The organism is Mesorhizobium sp. M7A.F.Ca.US.006.04.2.1 (genome assembly GCF_004022915.1).
GTDB lineage: Bacteria > Pseudomonadota > Alphaproteobacteria > Rhizobiales > Rhizobiaceae > Mesorhizobium > Mesorhizobium ciceri.
In genome coordinates, this window is record NZ_RZQA01000017.1 from 1 (window position 1) to 20,123 (window position 20,123).

Sequence of the window (20,123 nt, forward strand, 5' to 3'; positions counted from 1 at the left end):
GCCCTCACCGGCATGCGGCCGATCTTCGAGTTCCAGTTTTCCGATTTCGCCACGCTTGCCATGGAGCAGATCGTCAACCAGGCGGCCAAGATGCGCTTCATGCTGGGCGGCGAGGTTTCGGTTCCCGTGGTGATGCGCTTTCCCGCCGGTTCCGGCACCGGTGCGGCGGCTCAGCACAGCCAGAGCCTCGAAGCCTGGCTCGGCCATGTGCCGGGTCTGAAAGTCATCCAGCCGGCGACCCCCTATGATGCCAAGGGCATGCTTTTGGCGGCGGTCGCCGATCCCGATCCGGTCATGATCTTCGAGCACAAGCTGCTCTACAAGCTGAAGGGCCCGGTGCCCGAAGGCTATTACACCGTGCCGATCGGCAAGGCCGATATCCGCCGCGAGGGCCGGGATCTCACCATCGTCGCCACCTCGATCATGGTGCAGAAGGCGCTCGACGCGGCAGCCGTGCTGGAGAGCGAAGGCATCGACGTCGAAGTCGTCGATCTTCGGACCATCCGGCCGATGGACAAGCAGACCGTCATCGACAGCGTCAAGAAGACGTCGCGGCTGCTATGCGTCTACGAAGCGGTCAAGACGCTGGGCATCGGCGCCGAGGTCAGCGCCATGATCGCCGAGAGCGAAGCGTTCGACTATCTCGACGCGCCGATCGTGCGGCTGGGCGGCGCCGAAACGCCGATCCCCTACAATCCGGAACTCGAGAAGGCGACGGTGCCGCAAATTCCGGACATTATCACCGCCGCGCGCGACCTCGTGAAAGGGGTTCGCTGAGATATGCCGACCGAAGTCATTCTTCCCAAGGTCGACATGGACATGGCGACTGGACAGATCTCGCGCTGGTTTGCCGAGGAGGGCGCGCACGTCAAGAAGGGCGATGTGCTGTTCGAGATCGAGACCGACAAGGCGGCGATGGAAATCGATGCGCCGGCCAGCGGCGTCCTGCGCGATGTCACCGGCAAAGAGGGTGTCGATATTGCGGTCGGCGCTGCCGTGGCGTGGATCTATGCCGACGGTGAGGCCTATGGGGCTGATGCTGCTGCGGCCAAGCACGACAAGGCGCCAATCTCCCCACCCGTGGGGGAGATGTCGACGAAGTCGACAGAGGAGGGCGCTGTCGCGCCAACGTCTCATTCTGTCACTCACCCCTCTGCCCTGCCCTCTTTGCCGCCACTTGGCATCTCCCCCACAAGGGGGGAGATCGGCCAATCGCCATCGGCCGGCCGTGCAACACCGCTTGCCCGGCGCCTGGCCCGTGAGGCCGGCCTGAACCTCTCGACCGTATCTGGGACCGGCCCGCATGGCCGGGTGGTGAGGGCGGATGTCGACGCGGCCATTGCCGGTGGCGGCGCCCAGACGGCGCCTGCCGCCAAGGCTCCGGCTGGCGTGCCGGCTGCTGCTCCTGCCGCGCCGGTAAAGGCGATGTCGGACGATCAGGTCCTGAAACTGTTCGAACAGGGCTCCTACGACCTTGTCCCGCATGACAATATGCGCAAGACCATTGCGCGCCGCCTGGTCGAGGCCAAGACCACCATTCCGCATTTCTACCTGACGCTCGACTGCGAGCTCGATGCGCTGCTGGCGCTGCGCACGCACATCAATGCGGCAGCCCCGGTGAAGAAGACCGACAAGGGCGAGGCACCGGCCTACAAGCTGTCGGTTAACGATATGGTGATCAAGGCGATGGCGATGGCGCTGAAGGCGGTGCCCGATGCCAATGCCTCGTGGACTGAAAGCGCCATGGTCAAGCACAAGCACGCCGATGTCGGCGTCGCGGTGTCGATCCCCGGCGGCCTGATCACACCGATCATTCGGCATGCCGACGAAAAGACGCTGTCCACCATCTCCAACGAGATGAAGGATCTGGCCAGTCGCGCGCGCAGCCGCAAGCTGAAGCCGGAAGAGTATCAGGGTGGCACCACGGCGGTGTCCAATCTCGGTATGTTCGGCATCAAGGATTTTGCCGCGGTCATCAACCCGCCGCACGCGACCATCCTGGCGGTCGGCGCCGGCGAGGAGCGGGCGGTGGTCAAGAATGGCGAGATCAGAATAGCCACCGTGATGTCGGTGACGCTGTCGACCGACCACCGCGCCGTCGACGGTGCGCTGGGTGCCGAACTGCTGGTCGCCTTCAAGAACCTCCTTGAAAATCCGATGGGCCTGCTGGTCTGATCCACCAAGCAGAAGCCGGCGCCGACTGATGCGCCGGCTTGCGACAGAAACGACTTGTCAGGCGCTGACCCTTGACCCATGTTCTATCTGGATTGCGATCCAGGGAGGCCAAATATGCCTGCATTCGACCCATCTGACGTCAAAACCCTGTTCGGCAAGGTCATGGGTGCGTCGCCATCCGACATCAAGCTGGTGGCGCAGCGCCTGCACGACCACGCCTTCGAGCCTCGCATGTCGGCGGAGGAGACCAGGCAGCTCGTCGCCAGCCTCGGCTATGACAGTCTGGACGCGTTCTGCGCCGACATCGGTCTGCCCACGCATATCGCCGAGCGGTGGAGCCGTTTTGGTGTTTCCGGCGAGATGAAGCAGGTGTTCACACTGTTGGCGGCGCAGCGCAAGCGGGTGGCCGAGGCGATCGCCGAATTCGAATCCATGACCCATGTCGGCGTCGAGGATTTTTTGCGCGAGCGCGGGCTGATCTAACCGCCCTTGGCAAGCAGCGCCGTGGCGGTATCGCTGTCAGTGATCAGCACATTGGTGTCGACGGCTTTCAGTGCGGCGAGGATCGCCGCGACCTTGCGCTTGCCGCCCGCGGCGAGAACCACATTCGGCACCTGGCCGACCACATCGAGATCGATGGCCATGACACGCCCGTTGACCTCGTGGTCCACCAAACGGCCATTGGCATCGACGAAATAGCACAGCATGTTGGCGACCGCGCCCTTCGCTTTCAACGGAGCGATCAGCGATGACGGAACGATGCCATGCCGGAAGATGGTGGCGTCGGGCGACATGTCGCCGACGGTGAGCAGCGCGATGTCGGCGGCGGCCGCGCGTTGGCGCACATCCTGCAGGGTCGGCTGTGCCCAGAGGAGATCGCGCAGCGAGGGATTGTCGACCGTGACCGGCGCGGTGATCTGGTAGCTGTCGACCTCGAAGACATCGGCTACCTTGGCGGCAACGATGGACGGATTGATCCATTGCGAGTGCGGCAGGCTGCCGACGAGCGCCACCACACAGGCACGCTTCAACTGCCGGCGGGCAAGGAAGCCGAGGCTGGCATGCAGGGTCGCGCCGCCACCGATGGCGAGCGTCATGCCGTCCTGCATCTGCTCGCCGAGATAGGCCGCGACGGCATGGCCGATGGCTTTCTCCAGATGGTCATGCGCCGAAGGCGTCGGGATGACGACGGCGGCATTCAGACCCCAGCGCTTTTCCAGTCCCCGCTCGAGCGCCACCTGCCCGGCGGTCGGCGCGTTGATCATGGTGACGACAATGCCCTCGGCGGTGCAGGAGGCCAGCGTACGCATGACCTTCACCCTGGAGACATCGAGCTTTTCGGCAATCTGTTCCTGGGTGAAACCTTCGACATAGTAGAGCCATGCCGTCTTGACGGTAAGGTCCGACGAGACCATCGGCAGGCGAGCCTGTCTGGGTTTTTCTGTGGTCATCGGTTCCTGTCCCTCATGAGCCGTGGCCTGACCGGTGCTCATCAAGGAAATACCGGCCGGATGTCAACTGATGCCGGATCTGCGGCGTGTCGATTGTCGCACATTTCTGTTCATTTGTAATTGACATCGTACATATGAACATATTTTGTGGGTTTCACGCGCTGTGTCATCCACCAGTCATATGCGCCGTGCAGGGAGGAAGAGACGGGGAGCCGGCCAGAGCCGGACCGGTCATGCACAGAAAGACAGGAGGTCTCATTGAAGACGCACTTCATCAAGCTGCTGGCCAGCCAGCTGGCGCTCGCAGCAACTTTGTTTGCCGGCGTGGCAAACGCCGAAACACTGACGCTCTACACGTCCCAGCCGGAAGCCGACGCGGCCAAGACCGTGGATGCCTTCAAGAAGGCGCAGCCGGGTATCGATGTGAATATCTATCGCTCCGGAACGAGCGACATCCTGACCAAGATGGCGGCCGAGTTTGCCGCCGGCAGCCCGCAGCCCGACGTGCTTCTGATCGCCGATGCGGTCTCGATGGAGCTGTTGAAGAAGGACGACCGGCTACTGCCCTATCCCGAGGCAAAGCTCGATGGCATCGAGGCGGATGCCTATGATGCCGACAAGACCTATTTCGGCAGCAAGCTGATCACCACCGGCATCGTTTACAACACGGCGGCGACCGAGAAGCCGCAGCATTGGGCCGATCTTGCCAAGCCCGCCTACGCCGATGGCCTGGTCATGCCGAGCCCGCTCTATTCGGGTGCCGCCGCCTACCTGCTTTCAGGCTTCGTCGGCGACGCCAATTATGGCTGGGATTTCTTCCAGAAGCTGAAGACCAACAACACCGTCAGCGTGCGCGGCAATGGTGCGGTGCTGAAGTCGGTGGCATCGGGCGAAAAGCCCTATGGCATCCTGGTCGACTTCATGGCGATGAACGCCAAGAAGAAGGGTTCCCCGGTCGAGTTCGTGTTCCCCTCGGAAGGTGTGCCGGCAGTGACCGAACCGGTCGCCATCATGAAGACCGCCAGGAATGTCGACGGCGCCAAGAAGTTCGTCGACTTCATTCTTTCCGATGACGGCCAGAAGCTTGCGCTTTCGATGGGCTATCTGCCGGCGCGTGCCTCGGTCGGCCGCCCCGAATGGCTGCCGGAAGGCGTCAAGGTCAAGGTGATGCCGTTCGACACCAAGGCAATCGTCGCCAAAACCGACGCCGACAAGGCGAAGTTCTCGGAATTGTTCGGCGGCTGAGCCGGCAATCCAGTCAGGGGTGCCGTCCCAGCGGTATCCCTGACGGGCAAAACCCCGATCGCATCGGCTGATCGACCCCAGGAACGCAATCATGTCAACACGGATCAGGGAAAGCCGGGGCCAGGAAATGGTCCTGACGGCGGCGGTAGCCATCGTCATCGTCCTGCTTTCCCTGCTGCCGATGCTGCGCCTGATCAAGGAGATCGTGGCGCCCGGCGGCACGCTGTCGACCGTCGCGATAAAGGCGGGGCTCGCCAGTCCGGCGACCTGGATCGCCACCTGGCACACACTGGTCGTCGGTATCGGCGGCACCCTGCTTGCGGTGCTGTCTGGAACGCTGGTGGCCGTCCTCGTCACTCTGACCGATATCCGTGGCCGCAGTGCCCTAGTGCTCTGCTATGTCATGCCGTTGATGATCGCGCCGCAGGTGACGGCGCTGGCCTGGCTGCAATTGTTCGGCCCGGCAAGCCCGTTCCTCAAGCTGTTTGGGGCGGCACCGCCGCTCGGTACCAGGAACCCGCTCTATTCGACATCGGGCATCATCCTGCTGCTCGGCGTGCAGTATGGCCCGCTGGTTTTCCTGTTGGTGCGCGCCGGGCTGCGCAAGCTGCCGCGCGAGCTGGTCGAAGCCGCGCGGGCGGGCGGCGCCGGCTGGTTCACCGTGCTGGTCACCATCGTGCTGCCCTTGATGACGCCGTCGATCATGGCGGCCGCTGCTCTTGCCTTCGTCTCATGCGTCGGCAATTTCGGCATTCCGGCCTTTCTCGGCATTCCCGCCAACTATCTCGTGCTGCCGACGCTGATCTATCAGAAGCTGGCCGGCGGCGGCCCCGCCGTGCTCGGCGAAACCGCGTTCCTGTCGGTGCTGATCGGCATTATCGCGATGGCGGGCATCCTTGCCCAGGAGATCATGAGCCGCCGCCGCGACTATCGCATCAGCTCCACGTCGCTTCCGGCCGAGCCCTATGAGCTCGGCCGCTGGCGGCCCGCCGTGCAGGCCGGCATGTGGCTGCTGATCATCGTGGTGCTGGTCCTGCCGCTGTTCGGGCTGGTTCTGACATCGCTGGTGCCGGGCTACGGCATTGCGCTCACCGCCAAGACGGCGACGCTCGACAATTATCGCTTCGTGCTGTTCGAGCATGATGCCGCCAGTAGGGCTTTCTTCAACAGCTTCTGGCTGTCGATCGCGGCGGCCTTCTTCGCGGTCCTGGTCGCCGTGCCGATCGGCTATCTGATCGCCTGGGGCAAGCAGCGCTGGGTGCGGCTGCTCAATCTGTCGGTGGAGCTGCCCTATGCCTTGCCCGGCGTGGTGCTGGCGATCGCCTCGCTGCTCATGTTCCTGCGGCCGATCCCGCTGACCGGCATCCAGCTCTACAACACCGTCTGGATCATCCTCTACGCCTATCTCGCCCGCTTCCTGGTGCTGGCATTGCGGCCGACCATCAGCGGCTATCACCAGATCGACCGGGCGCTGGAGGAGGCGGCGCAAGTGGCCGGCGCCGGGCTGTTCACGCGCATGCGCACGATCATCTTTCCGCTGGTGGCACCGGCGGCGATCGCCGGCGGGCTACTGATCTTCATGACGGCGCTCAGCGAACTCACCGTCTCGGCGCTGCTGTGGTCGTCCGGGTCGGAGACGATCGGTGTCGTGATGTTTTCCTTCGAGCAGGGCGGCGATTCCAACTATGCGGCGGCGATGTCCGTCATCACTGTGGCGGTCACTTTCCTGTTGATGCTGGTGACCAATCTGCTTGCCCCCTACCTTCCGACCGGAGTGCTGCCATGGCGCGATTGAGCCTGGACAATGTGACCAAGAGCTTCGCCAATTTCGATGCCGTCAAGGACGTATCGATCGATGTCGGCGACGGCGAGTTCCTGGCAGTGCTCGGGCCGTCCGGCTGCGGCAAGACCACGCTGCTGCGGCTCGTTGCCGGATTCGAGAAGGTGACGTCAGGCGAGATCCGCATCGGCGGCGAGGTCGTGTCGGGCAAGGGCGGCAGCGTCGCGCCGGAAAAGCGGCGCGCCGGCATCGTCTTCCAGAACTACGCGCTGTGGCCGCACATGACGGTCGCCGAAAACATCGGCTATTCGCTGAAGGTGGCGAAGCTCGACAAGGCCGTCGCGCGCCGGAAGGTTGAAGACGCACTCGCCCTGGTCAATCTGCAAGGGCTGGGCGAGCGTCGGCCGGCCAATCTGTCCGGCGGCCAACGCCAGCGCGTGGCATTGGCGCGCTGCCTTGTCGCCGCGCCCTCGTTGGTTCTGTTCGACGAGCCGCTGGCCAATCTCGACGTGCATCTGAGGGCTTCGATGGAGGACGAGTTCGCGTCCTTCCACAAGCGCACCGGCACGACGATCGTCTACATCACCCATGACCAGGCCGAGGCGATGGCGCTGGCCGATCGGATCGCGGTGATGGATGGCGGGCGTCTTGCCCAGCTGGCGACGCCACGCGAACTCTATCATGAGCCGGCAAATGAAATGGTGGCTTCCTTCATTTCGCAGGGCATTTTGCTGCCTGCGGATGTGTTGAGCGCGGAAGAAAGAGGGCACTGCAAGGTCCGCGTTCTCGGCGCTGAACTGATTGTCCGCTGCCGGCCAGGCGAGCGGCCGCGAACCGGGGCAAAGGTCTGCTGCCGGTCGGCCGATCTCGACGTGTCGCCGGATGGCCCCGGCTTCGATGGTCTGGTCAAGCGGGTGATCTACCAGGGTGGCTCGGCGCGCATCGAATTCACGCCTTCGACCAATCCCGACCTCACCTTGCATTTCGAACAGCCCGATCCGGTCGCGCTGGAGAGCGGAGCCCAGGCACGCCTGCGGATACGCTCCGGCTGGCTGATCCCGGCGGCGGGGGCGGCATCGTGATGATGCTCGACCTGCTCGGCGGCTTTGGCGAAAAGGGCCGCACCAGCCTTGCTGTCAGCAGCGGCAAGGACCGCATCCTGCTCGACGTCGGCATCAAGGTCGGCGCCTCGCGGGCGGACTACTATCCGGCGCTGAACGGCTCGGTCGCCGACATCGATGCGCTGTTCGTCTCGCATGCGCATGAGGATCATGTCGGCGCGCTGAGCTGGCTGCTGTCGCGCGGTTATGCCGGTCCGATCTTCATGACCGCCGAGACCCGAGACGAGGCGCCTGCCACGCTCGCCGGCTATGCTGAGCCCGAGGATTTCAGGCGGTTTCCTTTTCCCGAAGATCGCATCGAATTGTTCGAACCCGGCGACACGTTGAACAGCGGCAATCTTACGATCCGGACGGGACGCTCCGGACATGTCGTGGGCGGCGTGTGGTTTGCCGTCGACGATGGCGAGAGCCGCGTCGCCTATTCCGCCGATGTGGTGCCGGACAGCAATGTCTTCGTCATGGACACCATCCCGCACTGCGACCTGCTTGTCCTCGATGCTTCCTACGGCGCCGATCCGGTGCCGGGGGCGGCGCGTGCGCGCGAAATCTCGCAATGGGTTGCGAGGCATTCGGGCGGGTGTCTTTTGCCGACGCCGCTCTCGGGTCGGTCGCTGGAGCTGATCGCGGCCTTGCCAGGGCCGTTCGCGATCCATGCCGGCATGCGCTCGTCCCTGGAAGCGCAGATCGGCGCCACGGCAGCCCTGTTGCCGGGCGTTTCAACGTTGCTGCGCCGCCGCCTGCAAGACGCAGCCGACTGGACCGATGCCGATCCCCTGCCGTCCATGCCGCTGCTGGCGGATGACGGCATGGGTGAAGCCGGCCCATCGTCGCGCCTCTTGCCGCGTGCCGACCATTCCGGTTTTCCGGTGCTGCTTACCGGGCATCTGCCGTCAGGTTCGCCGGGCGATCTGTTGCACAAGGCCGGTCGGGCGGACTGGGTACGCATGCCGACCCATCCGACGCTGTCGGGCAATGTCGATATCTGGGAGAAGGCCGGCCGTCCCGCGGCACTCGGTCACTCCTGCACGCCGGACCTTCTCGGCGATCTGCAAACCCACATCCCGTCGCTGCGCACGCAGTGCCGCACCGGCCAGTGCATAGTGGTGTCGGAGGCAAGAAAACGATGAGAATTCTGATCTGCAACGATGACGGTATCGAAGCGCCGGGGCTTGCCCGTCTGGTCGCGGCCGCCAGCGCGTTGAGCGGCGATGTCTGGGTGGTCGCGCCCGACGGCAAGCGCACCGCTGCCGGCTCGTCATTGACGATTGCCAGGCCGTTGACCATGCGGCGCGTCAAACCGAACTGGTACGCCTGTTCCGGCACCCCGGCCGATTGCGTGGTAAGCGCCATGACCTGGTTGTTCGCCAATTCCGAGAAACCGGGCCTTGTGCTGTCGGGCGTCAACGATGGCCGCAACGTTCCCGAGGACCTTGCCTATTCCGGCACGCTCGGCATTGCGCGGGAGGCGACGTTCTGGGGCGTTCCGGCCATTGGCTTCTCACGCGTGAAAAATCCTGATTTCACCGATGGCGACGACCAATGGCTTGGCGCGCTGATCGTGTCCCTGTGGCAATCGCGCGCCGACTGGGCCGCTGAGGGTCATTGGCTGAGCATCAACCTGCCGACCTCGCTGCCGGCCGAAATCCGCCAGCCGCGCATCGGCCGCGACAAGATCGCCCGCAAGGCCGAGATCGTGGAGAGCGACGGCGACCGCACGGTCATCACCGTGCCGCGCGGGCGGGCTCACGACAGCCAGCCGGGCGACGAGAACGACGCGATCGATGCCGGCTTCATCAGCATCAACCGGCTGAACTGGCTTGGCGAGACACGGCTGGACGAACGGTTTCTGGACGGGATCCCGCGCCAGCGGCAAACTGGCTGACCTGAGGTCTGCGCGTCGTCATCCGATCACCAACCTGTCAGCGGTTAAATCAAGCCAATCCACTACCTATGCTTGAAGCCGCCGCTATTTCATTCCACATCGGTGCGGATGAAGGGCGAAACAGGAGAACGGCGGCGGCATTTGCTGTGGGCTTTGCCCGCATCGCTGATCCTGCATGCGCTCATCGCGGCGTTTCTGATCTATGGCCTGCCGAGACCCGAGCAGCAGCCGGTTCAGCAAGAACAGCCCGTCAATGTCGCGATCGTGCCGCCGCCCGAGAAGCCCAAGCCGAAACCTGCTCCAAAGCCGCCGGAACCGACACCTGAAAAGAAGGCTGAAAAGCCGCCTGAACAAAAGCCGCCGCCGCCGAAACCGCCAGACGACCAGGTTCTGAAGCGCGTTTTCCAGTACGGCCAGAAAGATACCGGGCCGGAGAAATCGCTCGACGGAAGCAGCGCTAAACCCAACACGCCGTCGCCGGCCAAGGATGAGGCTGCAAAGCCGCCCGTAGCGCCGACACCCGCGCCGACGGAGCCCGCCCCGGCTGCAACGCCACAGCAGAAGGCAGACCCCAGCAAGCCTGACGAGAAGCCGGCCACCGTTGCGCCGGACGAAAAGCCCGCGCAAGGCGGGGAAAAGCAGGCGACCGAGGAAACCGACAAACAGCAGCCGGACAAACAAGAACTCGCACCGCAACCTGACGAAAAGCAAGCCGTCGTGACGCCAAAGCCATTGACGGCTGAGACCGGTGACAAGCCGGCGCCTCCAGCTTCGACTGGAAAGGCAAAGTCCAAACCTGCCAAGACAATGACGTTCAAACCCGCAAGAGCTTTCAAAGCGCCGATCGGGAATGCTGGAAGGTCAAATCCCACCAACAACGACGTTGCAGGATCACCAATCTATTCCGGCCTTCCGGGCGTCAGAAAGCTTTACTCGCAAGGGGCAACCGGCAATGCGTTCGCTACAAGCTCCATGGAGAATGTGCCGCGCGGTCAGCGGGTGGCCACCCTTTGCGGCAATGTTCTGAGCCGGGAACTGCAAAGTGCCGACTATACGGTCAAATGGGTGCCAACCATTACGCTGGACAAAGGCAATGTTCTCAATCCTCCGCAGGCCGCTTTCAGCACCAGAAACGCTTGGTACAACCTAAATTTCCGATGCGAAGTCGACGCCGATGCGACGAGGGTCCTGTCCTTCAACTTCCGTGTGGGCTCACTCGTGCCGCCTGGCGAATGGGCCAGCCGTGGATTCACAAAGTATCGTCTAAACTAGGCCGGCACACCAAACCTAGCCAATTGCCGGCTAACTTCTTGCCAGTCGGCGCAGACGAAATCGGCACCGGCAGCCGTCAGTCGCGCGGCGTGCTCGGCATAGGTATGGCCGCCGCCGGTGTAGCCGATCGCCGTCATGCCGGCGGCGATCGCGCCCTGGATGCCGAAGGGCGAGTCCTCGATGACGATGCAGTCAACGGGATTGGCGCCGATCTTGTCCGCCGCGAAGAGGAAGATGTCCGGCGCGGGTTTGCCGTTCTTGACCATCGAGGAACTGTAGATCGCATCGCCGAAGAAACGCGCCAGCCCGGTCACCGCAAGGCTGTGGTTTATGCGCTCGACGGAGGAGGACGAGGCGACACAGCGGTCGCCTGCAAGCGCCTCCAGAAAGGCAGTGATTCCCGGTGTCGGCTTCAATTCCTGCGAGAACAGCACCTTGGTCTCGGCCCAGATGTCGCCGTCCGCCGCCGCCGGAAACTGGTGGCCGGTCAAATCTTTGATCCTGGCGATGATATCGGACTGCTTCATGCCGATGCATTGGGCGATGATGCTGGTGTTGACGCCGGGCATGCCGTGCTTTTCGTAGACGCGCTCATAGGCGCGGGCGGCCAGAGGCTCGCTGTCGACAAGAACGCCGTCGCAATCGAAAATAATAGGCCTTGGTCGCGCCACGCGTTTCCCTCTCGAGTCAATTTTCGCACATCGCTATCGGCAAAAAGTCAAATGTTCAATAGCACGTGCGGTTTTGGGGACGCGAAGAGCGGGCTCAAAGCTGGCGCAACGCATCGCTCGCACGGGAAGACCCGAGCGCCCGTTGCATGGCTTGCCGGGACTGCGCGCGATCCGGGGTGATCCAGTTCGGTTCGGCGCCGAGAAAGCGGTCGAGGAAAGCCACCGCATAGGCCGGCATCTCGGTCACATTCTCGCGATAGGACCACCAGGTGCGCAAATCGTCGGCGCATTTGTCGATGCCGGGTGCCGTGCCGAATTCCTGCTCGTGGATCGCCGAAATCACCGAGACGCAGTAGTTGGTGTAGAGGAAACCCTCCGGCCAGAAGCGGACGATTTCCAGCGTGCCGGCGTTCGTTTCCGTCTCGATCAGCTGCGTGAGGCCGGAGATTTCCCTGGCCGGCGCCTGTTTTATCAGCTCACGCAGCACGAGGCCGGCGGCAAAGACGATGAAGTCGGCGCGGTCGATCGCGGCGAAGCGCTTCTGCGCCTCCATGATCTCGACCCAGTCGAGAAAGGCCCTGGTGAGCTTGGCCTCGTCGATCTCGAAGCGCACGCCGAACGTGTCCGCGACCACCTTGGCGCTGCCGCGAAAGGTGGCGCGGAACCAGCGCAACTGCCGCAGCCGATGGCGAAGATCGGGCATCAAGGCCAGTTCGTCCCGGAAGGGCAGGTCCATGTTTCCTCGTATCCTGTTTCCCGGTCAGCCTAGCACAAGGGCGCCGCCGCCGAAATCTGTCAGCGGCCCTGTGGATGACCGCTTCAGAGGCCAATATCATACATATTGACATTCTCGGAAACAAATGTTCTCACTTTGCTGTTGTCACGCGCCGGTCCAAGGTGCGATTCAACTGAGGCTTCGGGAGGAGAACCGAATGGCGATTTGGCAGTGGGGACTGCTTCTGCTGGTTATCGTGTGGGCGCTGCAGTCGCTCGGCGTCTGGCTGCAGATGCGGCATTATTCGGATGTCTTCAGGGGCGTCACCGACCAGTACAAGGACGGCTTCGTCGGAGCCGGCAATTTTCGCGGCCGGTTGGCCAAGGGCACCATCGCGCTCGTCGTGGTGACGCCCGATCTGGTCGTGCGCCGCCTGATGGTGATGAGCGGCCGTTCCGTCTTCACCAAGTTCAAGAGACATGAAGAATTCGAGGGTGTTCCCCTCGATCGACTCCGGTCCAACCCTGCAATCATGGGGGAGGGGGAACCCGGTGTGGCCGAGGCCGTGAAACGGGCGATCGAGCAGATCGACAAAACACGGTCGGAGCCGGGGAAGAAGCCGGGCCTGTCCGGTTTGAACGTAGCAAGGGCTTAGAGCCGGATGATTTCGGGTTCTAAATCGAAGGGATAGAGGACGCCGCGCACCGACTGGGATCAACCGGCGGGTGGCATAAGGAGGAGAAATGTCTGTATTTTCGTTGTTGGCGCAGCATGCCGACATGGCCGTGCACAATCTGCATGTCGCAGGTGCTATGGTTTCGGATGCCGCATTGCATGGCAAGCTCGCTGTCGAGCATGCCTCCGACCATCTCGTTGTCCTCGCACAAGCGGACAGCGGACCGATCACCGTCGATCAGTTCAAGGAAAAGCTGAAGGACGTCCAGCAGGAAGAGCAGCTCGGCTGGCTGACCGCCATCGGCAAGTACTTCATCGGCATCTTCCAGAAGGGTGGCGAGGTCTTCGCCGGCTTCGTCACCGGCATCATTCCGACGCTGGTGGTGCTGATGACGGCCTTCTATGCCGTCACCGAACTGGTCGGTGAAGAGCGCGTGCATGGCCTGGCGCGCGGCGCCGGTCGGATCGCGCTGACGCGCTACACGCTTTTGCCGCTGCTGGCGGTGTTCTTCCTCACCAATCCGATGGCCTATACGTTCGGATCGTTCCTGGAAGAAAAGCACAAGCCAGCCTTCTATGACGCGGCCGTGTCCTATGTGCACCCGCCGCTCGGCCTGTTCCCGCACATCAATCCCGGCGAGTATTTCGTCTGGGGTGGCATTCTCGTCGCGCTGCTGGAGCTGGAAAAGAAGGGCGTCGTCGTCGCCGGCTACCACGTCAAGGTGGCGATCTGGTACGCCATCGTCGGCCTCGTCGTCATCCTGCTCAAGGGCATGCTGACCGAACGCATCACCGCGATCATGGCACGCCGCCAAGGCGTCGAGCTGTAAGGGCGGGGAGGACATCATGGCCAAGACATATAAAGCCGTAAAGATCTCCCAGGGCAAAACCGGCTGGGGTGGCCCGCTCATCATCGAGCCGACCGAACAGCGCAGCAAGGTGGTTTCCGTCACCGGTGGTGGCATTCACCCGGTGGCGCAGCTCATCGCCGACATGACCGGCGCCGAGGCCGTCGACGGCTTCAGGGCACCGCCGATCGAAAGCGAGATGGCGGTTGTCGTCGTCGATTGCGGCGGCACCGCACGATGCGGCGTCTATCCGCGCAAACGTATCCCGACCGTCAATCTGACGCCGGTCGGTCAATCCGGGCCGCTGGCCCAGTTCATCACCGAGGACATCTACGTTTCGGGCGTGAAGCCGGCCAACATCACAATGGCGGACGGATCCGAAACGATCACGACTGCAGGGGGAGCAGCAGCGATGAGTTCAAGCAACAATGCGACCGCGGCACCACAGCCGCTGCCGAGCGAAGGTGGGCTGATCGGCCTCATCAGCACGATCGGCCGCGTCATGGGACGTATCGTCGGCATCTTCTTCAATGCCGGCCGCCGCACCATCGACCAGGTCATCCGCAACGTGCTGCCGTTCATGGCCTTCGTGACCATGCTCATCGGTCTGATCCTGTATACCGGGATCGGCGATGTGCTGGCGCAGCCGATGGGTCCGCTGGCCAACAACATCGTCGGCCTGCTGATCATCTCGGCGATCTGCGGCCTGCCGTTCCTGTCGCCCATCCTCGGGCCAGGCGCTGTCATCGCGCAGGTCATCGGCGTTGCCATCATCGGCCCGCAGATCGCCAACGGCACGATTTCGCCGGCAATGGCACTGCCGGCGCTGTTTGCCTACAATACCCAGGTGGGCTGCGACTTCGTCCCCGTCGGCCTGGCGCTCGGCGAGGCCAAGCCTAAGACGATCGAAATCGGCGTTCCGGCGGTGCTCATCAGCCGCCAGATCATGGGTCCGGTCTCGGTGCTGATCGCCTGGGTCGTCAGCCTGATCGTGTTCTAAGGCAATTCCGGGAAAAGCGCACAATGCTTTCCCTTGGAAATTGCGTCAAAACAAAGAGATAGTGCGGTTCACCGCTCTAGGGAAAGTTGAGAAATGAGGTTCGCCATATGACGGTTCTTTTGAGAACACGGGTCACTGCCATCGGCCCCGAAGTGGCGGACCTTGCCGAAGGGGGCGTGGTCATCCTGTTTGCGGATGGCTCGCCGCCGGAGCTTGCCGAGGTTTCGGTGCTCCACAAGGCGGAGCAGGGACCAAGTGACGGAGCGCCCGCCAAGGGCGCTTCGATCACCCTCGGCCCGGTTGCCGCTGTGATCACAGCGGTCGGCTCCAGCGCGTGGAGCAAGGTGCTGGAAATGGGTCATGTCGTCATTTCGTTCAACGGCGCTACCGAGGCCGAGAGACCGGGCGAGATCTGTGCGTCGCAAGTCGATCCGCAAGCGCTCGTGGCCGCCCTGAAGACCGGCGCGATCATCACCATCGCCGCCTGACAGCATTCGCGCCGCGGCCCATGTTGGGAGCGGCGCCCAAAACCAGAGTATTTGCCATGGAACGCTCGACCATCGTCAGAGTGCATGAAGGTTTGCACGCCCGTCCCGCGACGCGGTTCGTGAAGCTCGCCAAGGGCTTCGAATCCGACGTCGAACTGGTCAAGGACGGCAAGGCGGTCAGCGCCAAGAGTTCGGTCAAGCTGATGCTGCTGGCGGTCAAGGAGAACCAGGAAGTCACGGTGCGGGCGAATGGCGCCGATGCCATCGAGGCGCTCGAGGCGCTGATCGGCTATCTCGAGAATCCGCGGGCCGGCCTCGATGATGAAGCGGAAGCGCAGAGCCCAGCCAACGATGCCGGGCAGGAAGCGGCACCCGCGCCGGGATCCGTGCTGGCGGCACCTGGCGGGGCAAACCGCTTGCGTGGCGTGGCCGCCAGCGAAGGTTTCGCCGTCGGCCCGGCCTTTGCGCATTTCCCACCCGATATCGCTGGACAGGGCCGGATGTTGCGGGCCGAGGAGATAGAAGGCGAGATCGACCGGTTCCGCACGGCTGTCGGCGCCGTCCAGGCCCGCATGGATCATGCGTTGGCGCAGGACAGCCTGTCGGCTGGAGACCGCGGCATCGTCGCCGCGCTGCGCGATATCGCCGCCGACGACAGCCTGACTGGTGAGGCCGAGGGCCTGATCAAGGGCGGCAACGACGCGGTTTCCGCCGTCATCACCGCCGCCTCCACCATTGCCGCCGAGTTCAGCGCCGTCGACGATCACTATCTCAACGCGCGGGCGGATGACGTTCATGCGGTCGGGCGGCAGATTTGCCTGGTGTTGCTGGGCCAAGACGATGTCAGCCTCGAAAACATCCCTGAAGGCGCTATCCTGATCGCCGACGACATCGGCGCCTGGGATCTGGCACGCGCGCCGCTGAAGCGTATCGGCGGCGTGGTGTGCGGCCATGGCGGCGCCACCTCGCACATCGCCATCATCGCGCGCTCGCACGGCATTCCGGCAGTGCTCGGCCTCGGCGACCAGGTCAATGCCTTGCGTACCGCGCGAGACGTCGCGCTCGACGGCAATGCCGGCCATGTGATCATCGACCCCGACGAGGCGACCCGTGCCGATTTCGCCGGCCGCGTCGAAGCGGCGGCAAAGGAGCGCGCCGGGCTGACCATCTTCAAGACGGTGACGCCGAAGCTCGCGGACGGCAGGATCATCGAGGTGGCGGCCAATATCGGCTCACTCGAGGAAATCGAAGCGGCGCAAGAGGCTGGTGCCATGGGCATCGGCCTGTTCCGCACCGAGCTTTTGTTCATGCGCCATATGCATCTGCCCTCGGAAGACATGCAGGCCGAGACCTATGCGGCGCTGGCCAAGGCTTTTGCGCCTTATCCGGTCATTGTGCGCACGCTCGACATCGGCGGTGACAAGCCGATTGCCGGCATCGAATTTCCCGACGAGGAAAACCCCTTCCTCGGCTGGCGCGGCATCCGCATGTGTCTCGACCGGCCCGACATCTTCAAGCGCCAGTTGCGGGCGCTGTTGCGCGCAGCCGTGCACGGCAACATCAAGGTGATGCTGCCGATGGTGTCCGACATCTCGGAGGTCAGGCAGACGCGCGTGCTGGTTGACGAATGCACGGCCGAGCTGAAAGCCGAAGGCGTGCCGCACGCATCATTCGATCTCGGCGTCATGATCGAAACCCCGGCCGCCGTGCTGATCGCCCCGGCGCTGGCCAAGGAGGTCGCTTTCTTCTCGATCGGCACCAACGATCTGACCCAGTACATCATGGCCGCCGACCGGCTCAATCCGACCGTCGCCAAGCTCAACGATGTCACCAATCCGGCCGTCATATCGGCGATCGAAATGACGGCAAAAGCCGGCGTCGCCGCCGGTATCATGGTCGGCATGTGCGGTGAGGCGGCCGGCCGTCCGGATCTGATTGCGACCTTCGTGAAGATGGGGCTGACCGAACTCTCGATGAGCCCGGCTTCCATCCAGCGCGCCAAGAAAGCGATCATGGCCATGGCCGCCGAAGGCTAGCCCAGGCCGGCTGACTACGGCAGATGGGCAAGCAAGGTGGCGAAGACCGGTGTCAGCTCAGCGATCGGGTTTGCCTTGGCGCAAGCCTGAACGATGCGATCGTGGCGAATATCCGCCGCCAGGATGGCGATCTCCAGCATATCCGGCTCCGGCGCGCCGTCCCTGCCGGTGGTCGCCAGGCCGCAGGCCAAAGCGAGCGGCGCCAGGCAGCTTATGTCGAGCGCCCGGCCGCCCGCCGGCGTTCCCGGCACGGTCTCGGCAAAGCGAACGGGACGCTGATTGAGGCACTCGACCAGCAGCGCCGAGCAGGTGGCCGCGATTGCCTGCAGTCCGGCACCCGGCGCGGCCAATGCGGCCAGGAGATCGCCATGCCGCTTGCGCATCGTGGCATGGACGGCCGCGAAATCGGCTTCGTGGATGCGGGCATTGTCGATGTTCAGGCCGGCAAGCACCGCTTTGGTCAGATAATACATATCGCGCCGGAACAGGCGCTCGGCGTCCAGTTGGCGATCCTCGATGCCGACCGGGAAATAGGTGCCGAGGCCCTTCACCGTGGTGCCGTCCACCTTGATCGGGCGCTCATGCGGGACGAAAGCTTCGGCGATCGACAGTGCTTCGTCGACGGCACTCGCGGCATGGCTGAGCAGGCCTTCGATGCCCTTGCCTGGAAACGGTGGCAGATGGCTGGTTGCTTCGCGCAGGATGCTGGCATCGCCGCTGCCGTCATGGCGGCTCTGGCGGATAATTTCGCGGACTTCCCGCAGCCGGTCCTTCAGATTGACGCGGACATCTTCGGAGATTTGTCGGAGCATCGCGGATCGCTTTGAAATTTGCTGCGGATAGCCGACCGGGCAGCCGCCACTCTCTACATTGTTCCTATCGATAGGTAGATCAATAGGCGATACTAGACCAGCATGCAGAATCGGCGGCGGCGCCCTCGTCCGTCGCCGCAGGGGGAGAGACAGACTTGGGCAGACGACGACAGGGCGAAAGCGAAGACGGTCGAGGCGAGGCAACCGAGCAGGTCGCCAGCGAAAGCCGGACGGATCGCCTCAGGATTCGCGCCGCCTGGATGTATTTCGTCGAACAGATGACGCAGAACGAGATCGCCGACGTGCTCGGCGTCGGTCGCGTCACCATCGTGCGCATGCTGGCGGATGCCCGGGCGCGCAACGAAGTGAAGATCACCATCGAGAGCGAATTGTCGGAAATCGTGCGGCTTGAGCGCGCATTGGAGAAGACGTTCGGGCTGCAGCAGGCTCTGGTGGCGCCGCTTTCGGCAGCCGATGCCGATCCCATACCAGCGATCAGCGCCAAAACCGGCAGCTTCCTGTCGGACACGATGAAGTCCGGCATGCGGGTCGGTGTCGGCTGGGGGCAGACGCTGTTCTCGAGCCTGCCTTTCATCAGCGCCAAGTCGCTCACCGACTTCAAGGTGATTTCGCTGCTTGGCGGTGTCGGCGTTGTGCGCCGGGTCAACCCAGCCGAGTTCGCCTGGCGCTTCGCTCAGATATTCCAGGGCGACGGCTATCTGATGCCGACACCAGCCGTGGTCGACAGCGTCGAGACCAAGATCGCCCTGATCGAGCGCTGCGGCCTGCAGGAGATTTTCGAAATGGCCGACGTGCTCGATGCCGTTCTGCTGAGCGTCGGCGGGATCGCCTCGGCCACCACCTTCTCTCGTGGTGGCTTCCTCGAGGAGGCGGATCGGGAGGCCCTGCTTGCGCGTGGCGCCGTGGGTGACCTCCTGTTCCATTTCTTCGACCGCAACGGCGATCTGGTCGACCACCCCGTCAACAGCCACGTGATGTCGGTGGATGTCGACCGTCTGCGCAAGGCACCGATCCGCATCCTCACCTCCGGTGGCGAGGAGAAAACCGAAGCGCTGCTCGGCGCCATGACCCTCATCGCCCCAACCATCCTGATCACCGACGAGGAGAGCGCGCGGCGCATGCTGGAAGCGGTCAGCGGAAGCTGAAGCTGTCCATGATGTAGTCCGGCCAGGCCTGCTGTTCGTCGAAAACAGCGGCGAGATCCGGTGTGTCCGCCAGTATTCCGCTCAGCACCAGCGCGGTGGCGATGCCGGTGCTGTTTCCCCCCGATATGTCGTGTTCGACGCTGTCGCCGACGCAGACCACGGTGCCACGGTCCGGCTCGCCGGCCAGCGCCAGCGCGGCGTCGAAAATCGCCGTGTCGGGCTTGCCGATGCGGGTAACGCTGCCGCCCAGGCTCTCGTAGAGATCGGCCAGCCGGCCGGCGCCGAAGCGAGGGCCAACGGCCGTCAGCATGATGATGTCGGGATTGGTGCAGAAACACGGCACCCGCCGCTCCGCCGCCGGCGCGAACAGCCTGCGATAATGGTCAAAGTCAAAGCGGTCACCCTCGCTGGCCGCGATCAGCACCAGCTCGGCCTCATCGCCGGACCCGGTCAGCGCAAATGGCAGGCCTTCGATCGCGGAGCGGTCATTGTCGCGGCTGATCAGCAGGCATTTTGTCCCCGGGCGCAGCTTTCCCGACGCCGCCATCTCCCCAAAGGATCGCCACGCCACCTCGCCGGAAGAAACGAAATGATCCCAGCTTCCCGCTTCGAAGCCGAGTTTTATGAGCCGGCTTTCATTGGGCTGAGCCCGCCTGCCGGAGTTCGAAACCAGCACCACGGTCTTGCCGGCGCGTTTCAGCGCCGATAGCGCTGCCACTGCGCCTGGATAGGGCCGCGTGCCGTCGTGCAGCACGCCGAACTGGTCGAGCAGAAACACATTATAGC

The 20,123-nt window shown here is 63.6% G+C and carries 20 protein-coding genes; 15 read left to right on the forward strand and 5 right to left on the reverse strand.

Features of this window, described 5'->3' with window-relative positions; all coding sequences use genetic code 11:
• The 3 genes from EN925_RS02095 to EN925_RS02105 all read left to right on the forward strand — a co-directional run.
• The coding region (locus EN925_RS02095; RefSeq protein WP_164894107.1) for an alpha-ketoacid dehydrogenase subunit beta at positions 1-777 on the forward strand (777 nt) is incomplete at its 5' end.
• Between the two features lie 3 nt (positions 778-780).
• Positions 781-2,175 carry a pyruvate dehydrogenase complex dihydrolipoamide acetyltransferase gene (locus EN925_RS02100; RefSeq protein WP_128336305.1) on the forward strand — a complete coding sequence of 465 codons (1,395 nt, stop codon included), beginning with the start codon at positions 781-783 and terminating at the stop codon, positions 2,173-2,175.
• A 114-nt stretch (positions 2,176-2,289) separates the two neighbouring features.
• Positions 2,290-2,658 (forward strand): hypothetical protein, encoded by a 369-nt coding sequence (locus EN925_RS02105; RefSeq protein WP_013529317.1) that lies wholly within the window; start codon positions 2,290-2,292, stop codon positions 2,656-2,658.
• Here EN925_RS02105 and EN925_RS02110 read toward each other — a convergent pair.
• Entirely contained in the window at positions 2,655-3,626 is a 972-nt protein-coding gene (locus tag EN925_RS02110) for a sugar-binding transcriptional regulator (protein ID WP_127368264.1), read from the reverse strand. The two genes, EN925_RS02105 and EN925_RS02110, sit on opposite strands and share 4 nt — an antisense overlap.
• 258 nt (positions 3,627-3,884) lie before the next feature.
• Between EN925_RS02110 and EN925_RS02115 the strand changes: the two genes are divergently transcribed.
• From EN925_RS02115 to EN925_RS02140, 6 genes are all read left to right on the forward strand, one after another.
• The gene (locus EN925_RS02115) at positions 3,885-4,871 is read left to right on the forward strand and encodes an ABC transporter substrate-binding protein (RefSeq protein WP_024503709.1); all 987 of its coding nucleotides are present in this window, start codon (positions 3,885-3,887) and stop codon (positions 4,869-4,871) included.
• A gap of 91 nt (positions 4,872-4,962) precedes the next feature.
• Positions 4,963-6,666, forward strand: a complete 1,704-nt coding sequence (locus EN925_RS02120) for an iron ABC transporter permease (RefSeq protein WP_127368265.1) — start codon at positions 4,963-4,965, stop codon at positions 6,664-6,666.
• Positions 6,654-7,733 (forward strand): ABC transporter ATP-binding protein, encoded by a 1,080-nt coding sequence (locus EN925_RS02125; RefSeq protein WP_128336307.1) that lies wholly within the window; start codon positions 6,654-6,656, stop codon positions 7,731-7,733. The genes EN925_RS02120 and EN925_RS02125 overlap by 13 nt, the downstream gene beginning before the upstream one ends.
• Positions 7,733-8,899 carry an MBL fold metallo-hydrolase gene (locus EN925_RS02130; RefSeq protein ID WP_127368269.1) on the forward strand — a complete coding sequence of 389 codons (1,167 nt, stop codon included), beginning with the start codon at positions 7,733-7,735 and terminating at the stop codon, positions 8,897-8,899. Before EN925_RS02125 ends, EN925_RS02130 begins: the two co-directional genes overlap by 1 nt.
• The gene (locus tag EN925_RS02135; RefSeq protein WP_128336308.1) at positions 8,896-9,654 is read left to right on the forward strand and encodes a 5'/3'-nucleotidase SurE; all 759 of its coding nucleotides are present in this window, start codon (positions 8,896-8,898) and stop codon (positions 9,652-9,654) included. Before EN925_RS02130 ends, EN925_RS02135 begins: the two co-directional genes overlap by 4 nt.
• A gap of 108 nt (positions 9,655-9,762) precedes the next feature.
• Positions 9,763-10,926 carry a DUF930 domain-containing protein gene (locus tag EN925_RS02140; protein ID WP_127385392.1) on the forward strand — a complete coding sequence of 388 codons (1,164 nt, stop codon included), beginning with the start codon at positions 9,763-9,765 and terminating at the stop codon, positions 10,924-10,926.
• On the opposite strand, the gene EN925_RS02145 is transcribed toward EN925_RS02140, so the two are convergent.
• The gene (locus EN925_RS02145; RefSeq protein ID WP_013529325.1) at positions 10,923-11,597 is read right to left on the reverse strand and encodes an HAD family phosphatase; all 675 of its coding nucleotides are present in this window, start codon (positions 11,595-11,597) and stop codon (positions 10,923-10,925) included. The genes EN925_RS02140 and EN925_RS02145 overlap by 4 nt on opposite strands.
• Positions 11,598-11,691: 94 nt before the next feature.
• Positions 11,692-12,333, reverse strand: coding sequence for a hypothetical protein (locus EN925_RS02150; RefSeq protein ID WP_127369600.1), 642 nt, complete (start codon positions 12,331-12,333; stop codon positions 11,692-11,694).
• A gap of 196 nt (positions 12,334-12,529) precedes the next feature.
• On the opposite strand from EN925_RS02150, the gene EN925_RS02155 reads away from it, so the two are divergent.
• The 5 genes from EN925_RS02155 to ptsP all read left to right on the forward strand — a co-directional run bounded on the left by EN925_RS02155 (position 12,530) and on the right by ptsP (position 17,359).
• Positions 12,530-12,967, forward strand: coding sequence for a transcriptional regulator GutM (locus EN925_RS02155; RefSeq protein ID WP_013529327.1), 438 nt, complete (start codon positions 12,530-12,532; stop codon positions 12,965-12,967).
• 88 nt (positions 12,968-13,055) lie between these two features.
• Complete coding sequence (locus tag EN925_RS02160; RefSeq protein WP_013529328.1) at positions 13,056-13,817, forward strand: PTS glucitol/sorbitol transporter subunit IIC; 762 nt, start codon at positions 13,056-13,058, stop codon at positions 13,815-13,817.
• 16 nt (positions 13,818-13,833) lie between these two features.
• A complete protein-coding gene (locus tag EN925_RS02165; protein ID WP_024503717.1) occupies positions 13,834-14,835 on the forward strand; it encodes a PTS glucitol/sorbitol transporter subunit IIB in 1,002 nt (333 codons plus the stop codon).
• Positions 14,836-14,942: 107 nt separating this feature from the next.
• The gene (locus EN925_RS02170) at positions 14,943-15,323 is read left to right on the forward strand and encodes a PTS glucitol/sorbitol transporter subunit IIA (RefSeq protein ID WP_013529330.1); all 381 of its coding nucleotides are present in this window, start codon (positions 14,943-14,945) and stop codon (positions 15,321-15,323) included.
• 56 nt (positions 15,324-15,379) lie between these two features.
• Positions 15,380-17,359: a phosphoenolpyruvate--protein phosphotransferase gene (gene ptsP / locus EN925_RS02175; protein WP_127385391.1), complete on the forward strand. Its 1,980-nt coding sequence runs from the start codon at positions 15,380-15,382 to the stop codon at positions 17,357-17,359.
• Positions 17,360-17,373: 14 nt separating this feature from the next.
• Here ptsP and EN925_RS02180 read toward each other — a convergent pair whose 3' ends face one another.
• Complete coding sequence (locus EN925_RS02180) at positions 17,374-18,171, reverse strand: hypothetical protein (protein ID WP_127385390.1); 798 nt, start codon at positions 18,169-18,171, stop codon at positions 17,374-17,376.
• A 155-nt stretch (positions 18,172-18,326) separates the two neighbouring features.
• Between EN925_RS02180 and EN925_RS02185 the strand changes: the two genes are divergently transcribed.
• Complete coding sequence (locus tag EN925_RS02185; RefSeq protein ID WP_127370386.1) at positions 18,327-19,337, forward strand: sugar-binding transcriptional regulator; 1,011 nt, start codon at positions 18,327-18,329, stop codon at positions 19,335-19,337.
• On the opposite strand, the gene EN925_RS02190 is transcribed toward EN925_RS02185, so the two are convergent.
• On the reverse strand, positions 19,324-20,123 hold an 800-nt coding region (locus tag EN925_RS02190), incomplete at its 5' end, for a TIGR01459 family HAD-type hydrolase (RefSeq protein WP_128336310.1). The two genes, EN925_RS02185 and EN925_RS02190, sit on opposite strands and share 14 nt — an antisense overlap.

What these genes read in the sequence shown, in the direction of transcription:
- EN925_RS02155 (WP_013529327.1), top strand. Translation starts at nt 12,530, where the DNA reads ATGGCGATTTGGCAGTGGGGACTGCTTCTGCTGGTTATCGTGTGGGCG.
- EN925_RS02135 (WP_128336308.1), top strand. Translation starts at nt 8,896, where the DNA reads ATGAGAATTCTGATCTGCAACGATGACGGTATCGAAGCGCCGGGGCTT.
- EN925_RS02105 (WP_013529317.1), top strand. Translation starts at nt 2,290, where the DNA reads ATGCCTGCATTCGACCCATCTGACGTCAAAACCCTGTTCGGCAAGGTC.
- EN925_RS02130 (WP_127368269.1), top strand. Translation starts at nt 7,733, where the DNA reads ATGATGCTCGACCTGCTCGGCGGCTTTGGCGAAAAGGGCCGCACCAGC.
- EN925_RS02170 (WP_013529330.1), top strand. Translation starts at nt 14,943, where the DNA reads ATGACGGTTCTTTTGAGAACACGGGTCACTGCCATCGGCCCCGAAGTG.
- EN925_RS02110 (WP_127368264.1), bottom strand. Translation starts at nt 3,626, where the DNA reads ATGACCACAGAAAAACCCAGACAGGCTCGCCTGCCGATGGTCTCGTCG.
- EN925_RS02180 (WP_127385390.1), bottom strand. Translation starts at nt 18,171, where the DNA reads ATGCTCCGACAAATCTCCGAAGATGTCCGCGTCAATCTGAAGGACCGG.
- EN925_RS02140 (WP_127385392.1), top strand. Translation starts at nt 9,763, where the DNA reads ATGAAGGGCGAAACAGGAGAACGGCGGCGGCATTTGCTGTGGGCTTTG.
- ptsP (WP_127385391.1), top strand. Translation starts at nt 15,380, where the DNA reads ATGGAACGCTCGACCATCGTCAGAGTGCATGAAGGTTTGCACGCCCGT.
- EN925_RS02125 (WP_128336307.1), top strand. Translation starts at nt 6,654, where the DNA reads ATGGCGCGATTGAGCCTGGACAATGTGACCAAGAGCTTCGCCAATTTC.
- EN925_RS02100 (WP_128336305.1), top strand. Translation starts at nt 781, where the DNA reads ATGCCGACCGAAGTCATTCTTCCCAAGGTCGACATGGACATGGCGACT.
- EN925_RS02160 (WP_013529328.1), top strand. Translation starts at nt 13,056, where the DNA reads ATGTCTGTATTTTCGTTGTTGGCGCAGCATGCCGACATGGCCGTGCAC.
- EN925_RS02120 (WP_127368265.1), top strand. Translation starts at nt 4,963, where the DNA reads ATGTCAACACGGATCAGGGAAAGCCGGGGCCAGGAAATGGTCCTGACG.
- EN925_RS02165 (WP_024503717.1), top strand. Translation starts at nt 13,834, where the DNA reads ATGGCCAAGACATATAAAGCCGTAAAGATCTCCCAGGGCAAAACCGGC.
- EN925_RS02150 (WP_127369600.1), bottom strand. Translation starts at nt 12,333, where the DNA reads ATGGACCTGCCCTTCCGGGACGAACTGGCCTTGATGCCCGATCTTCGC.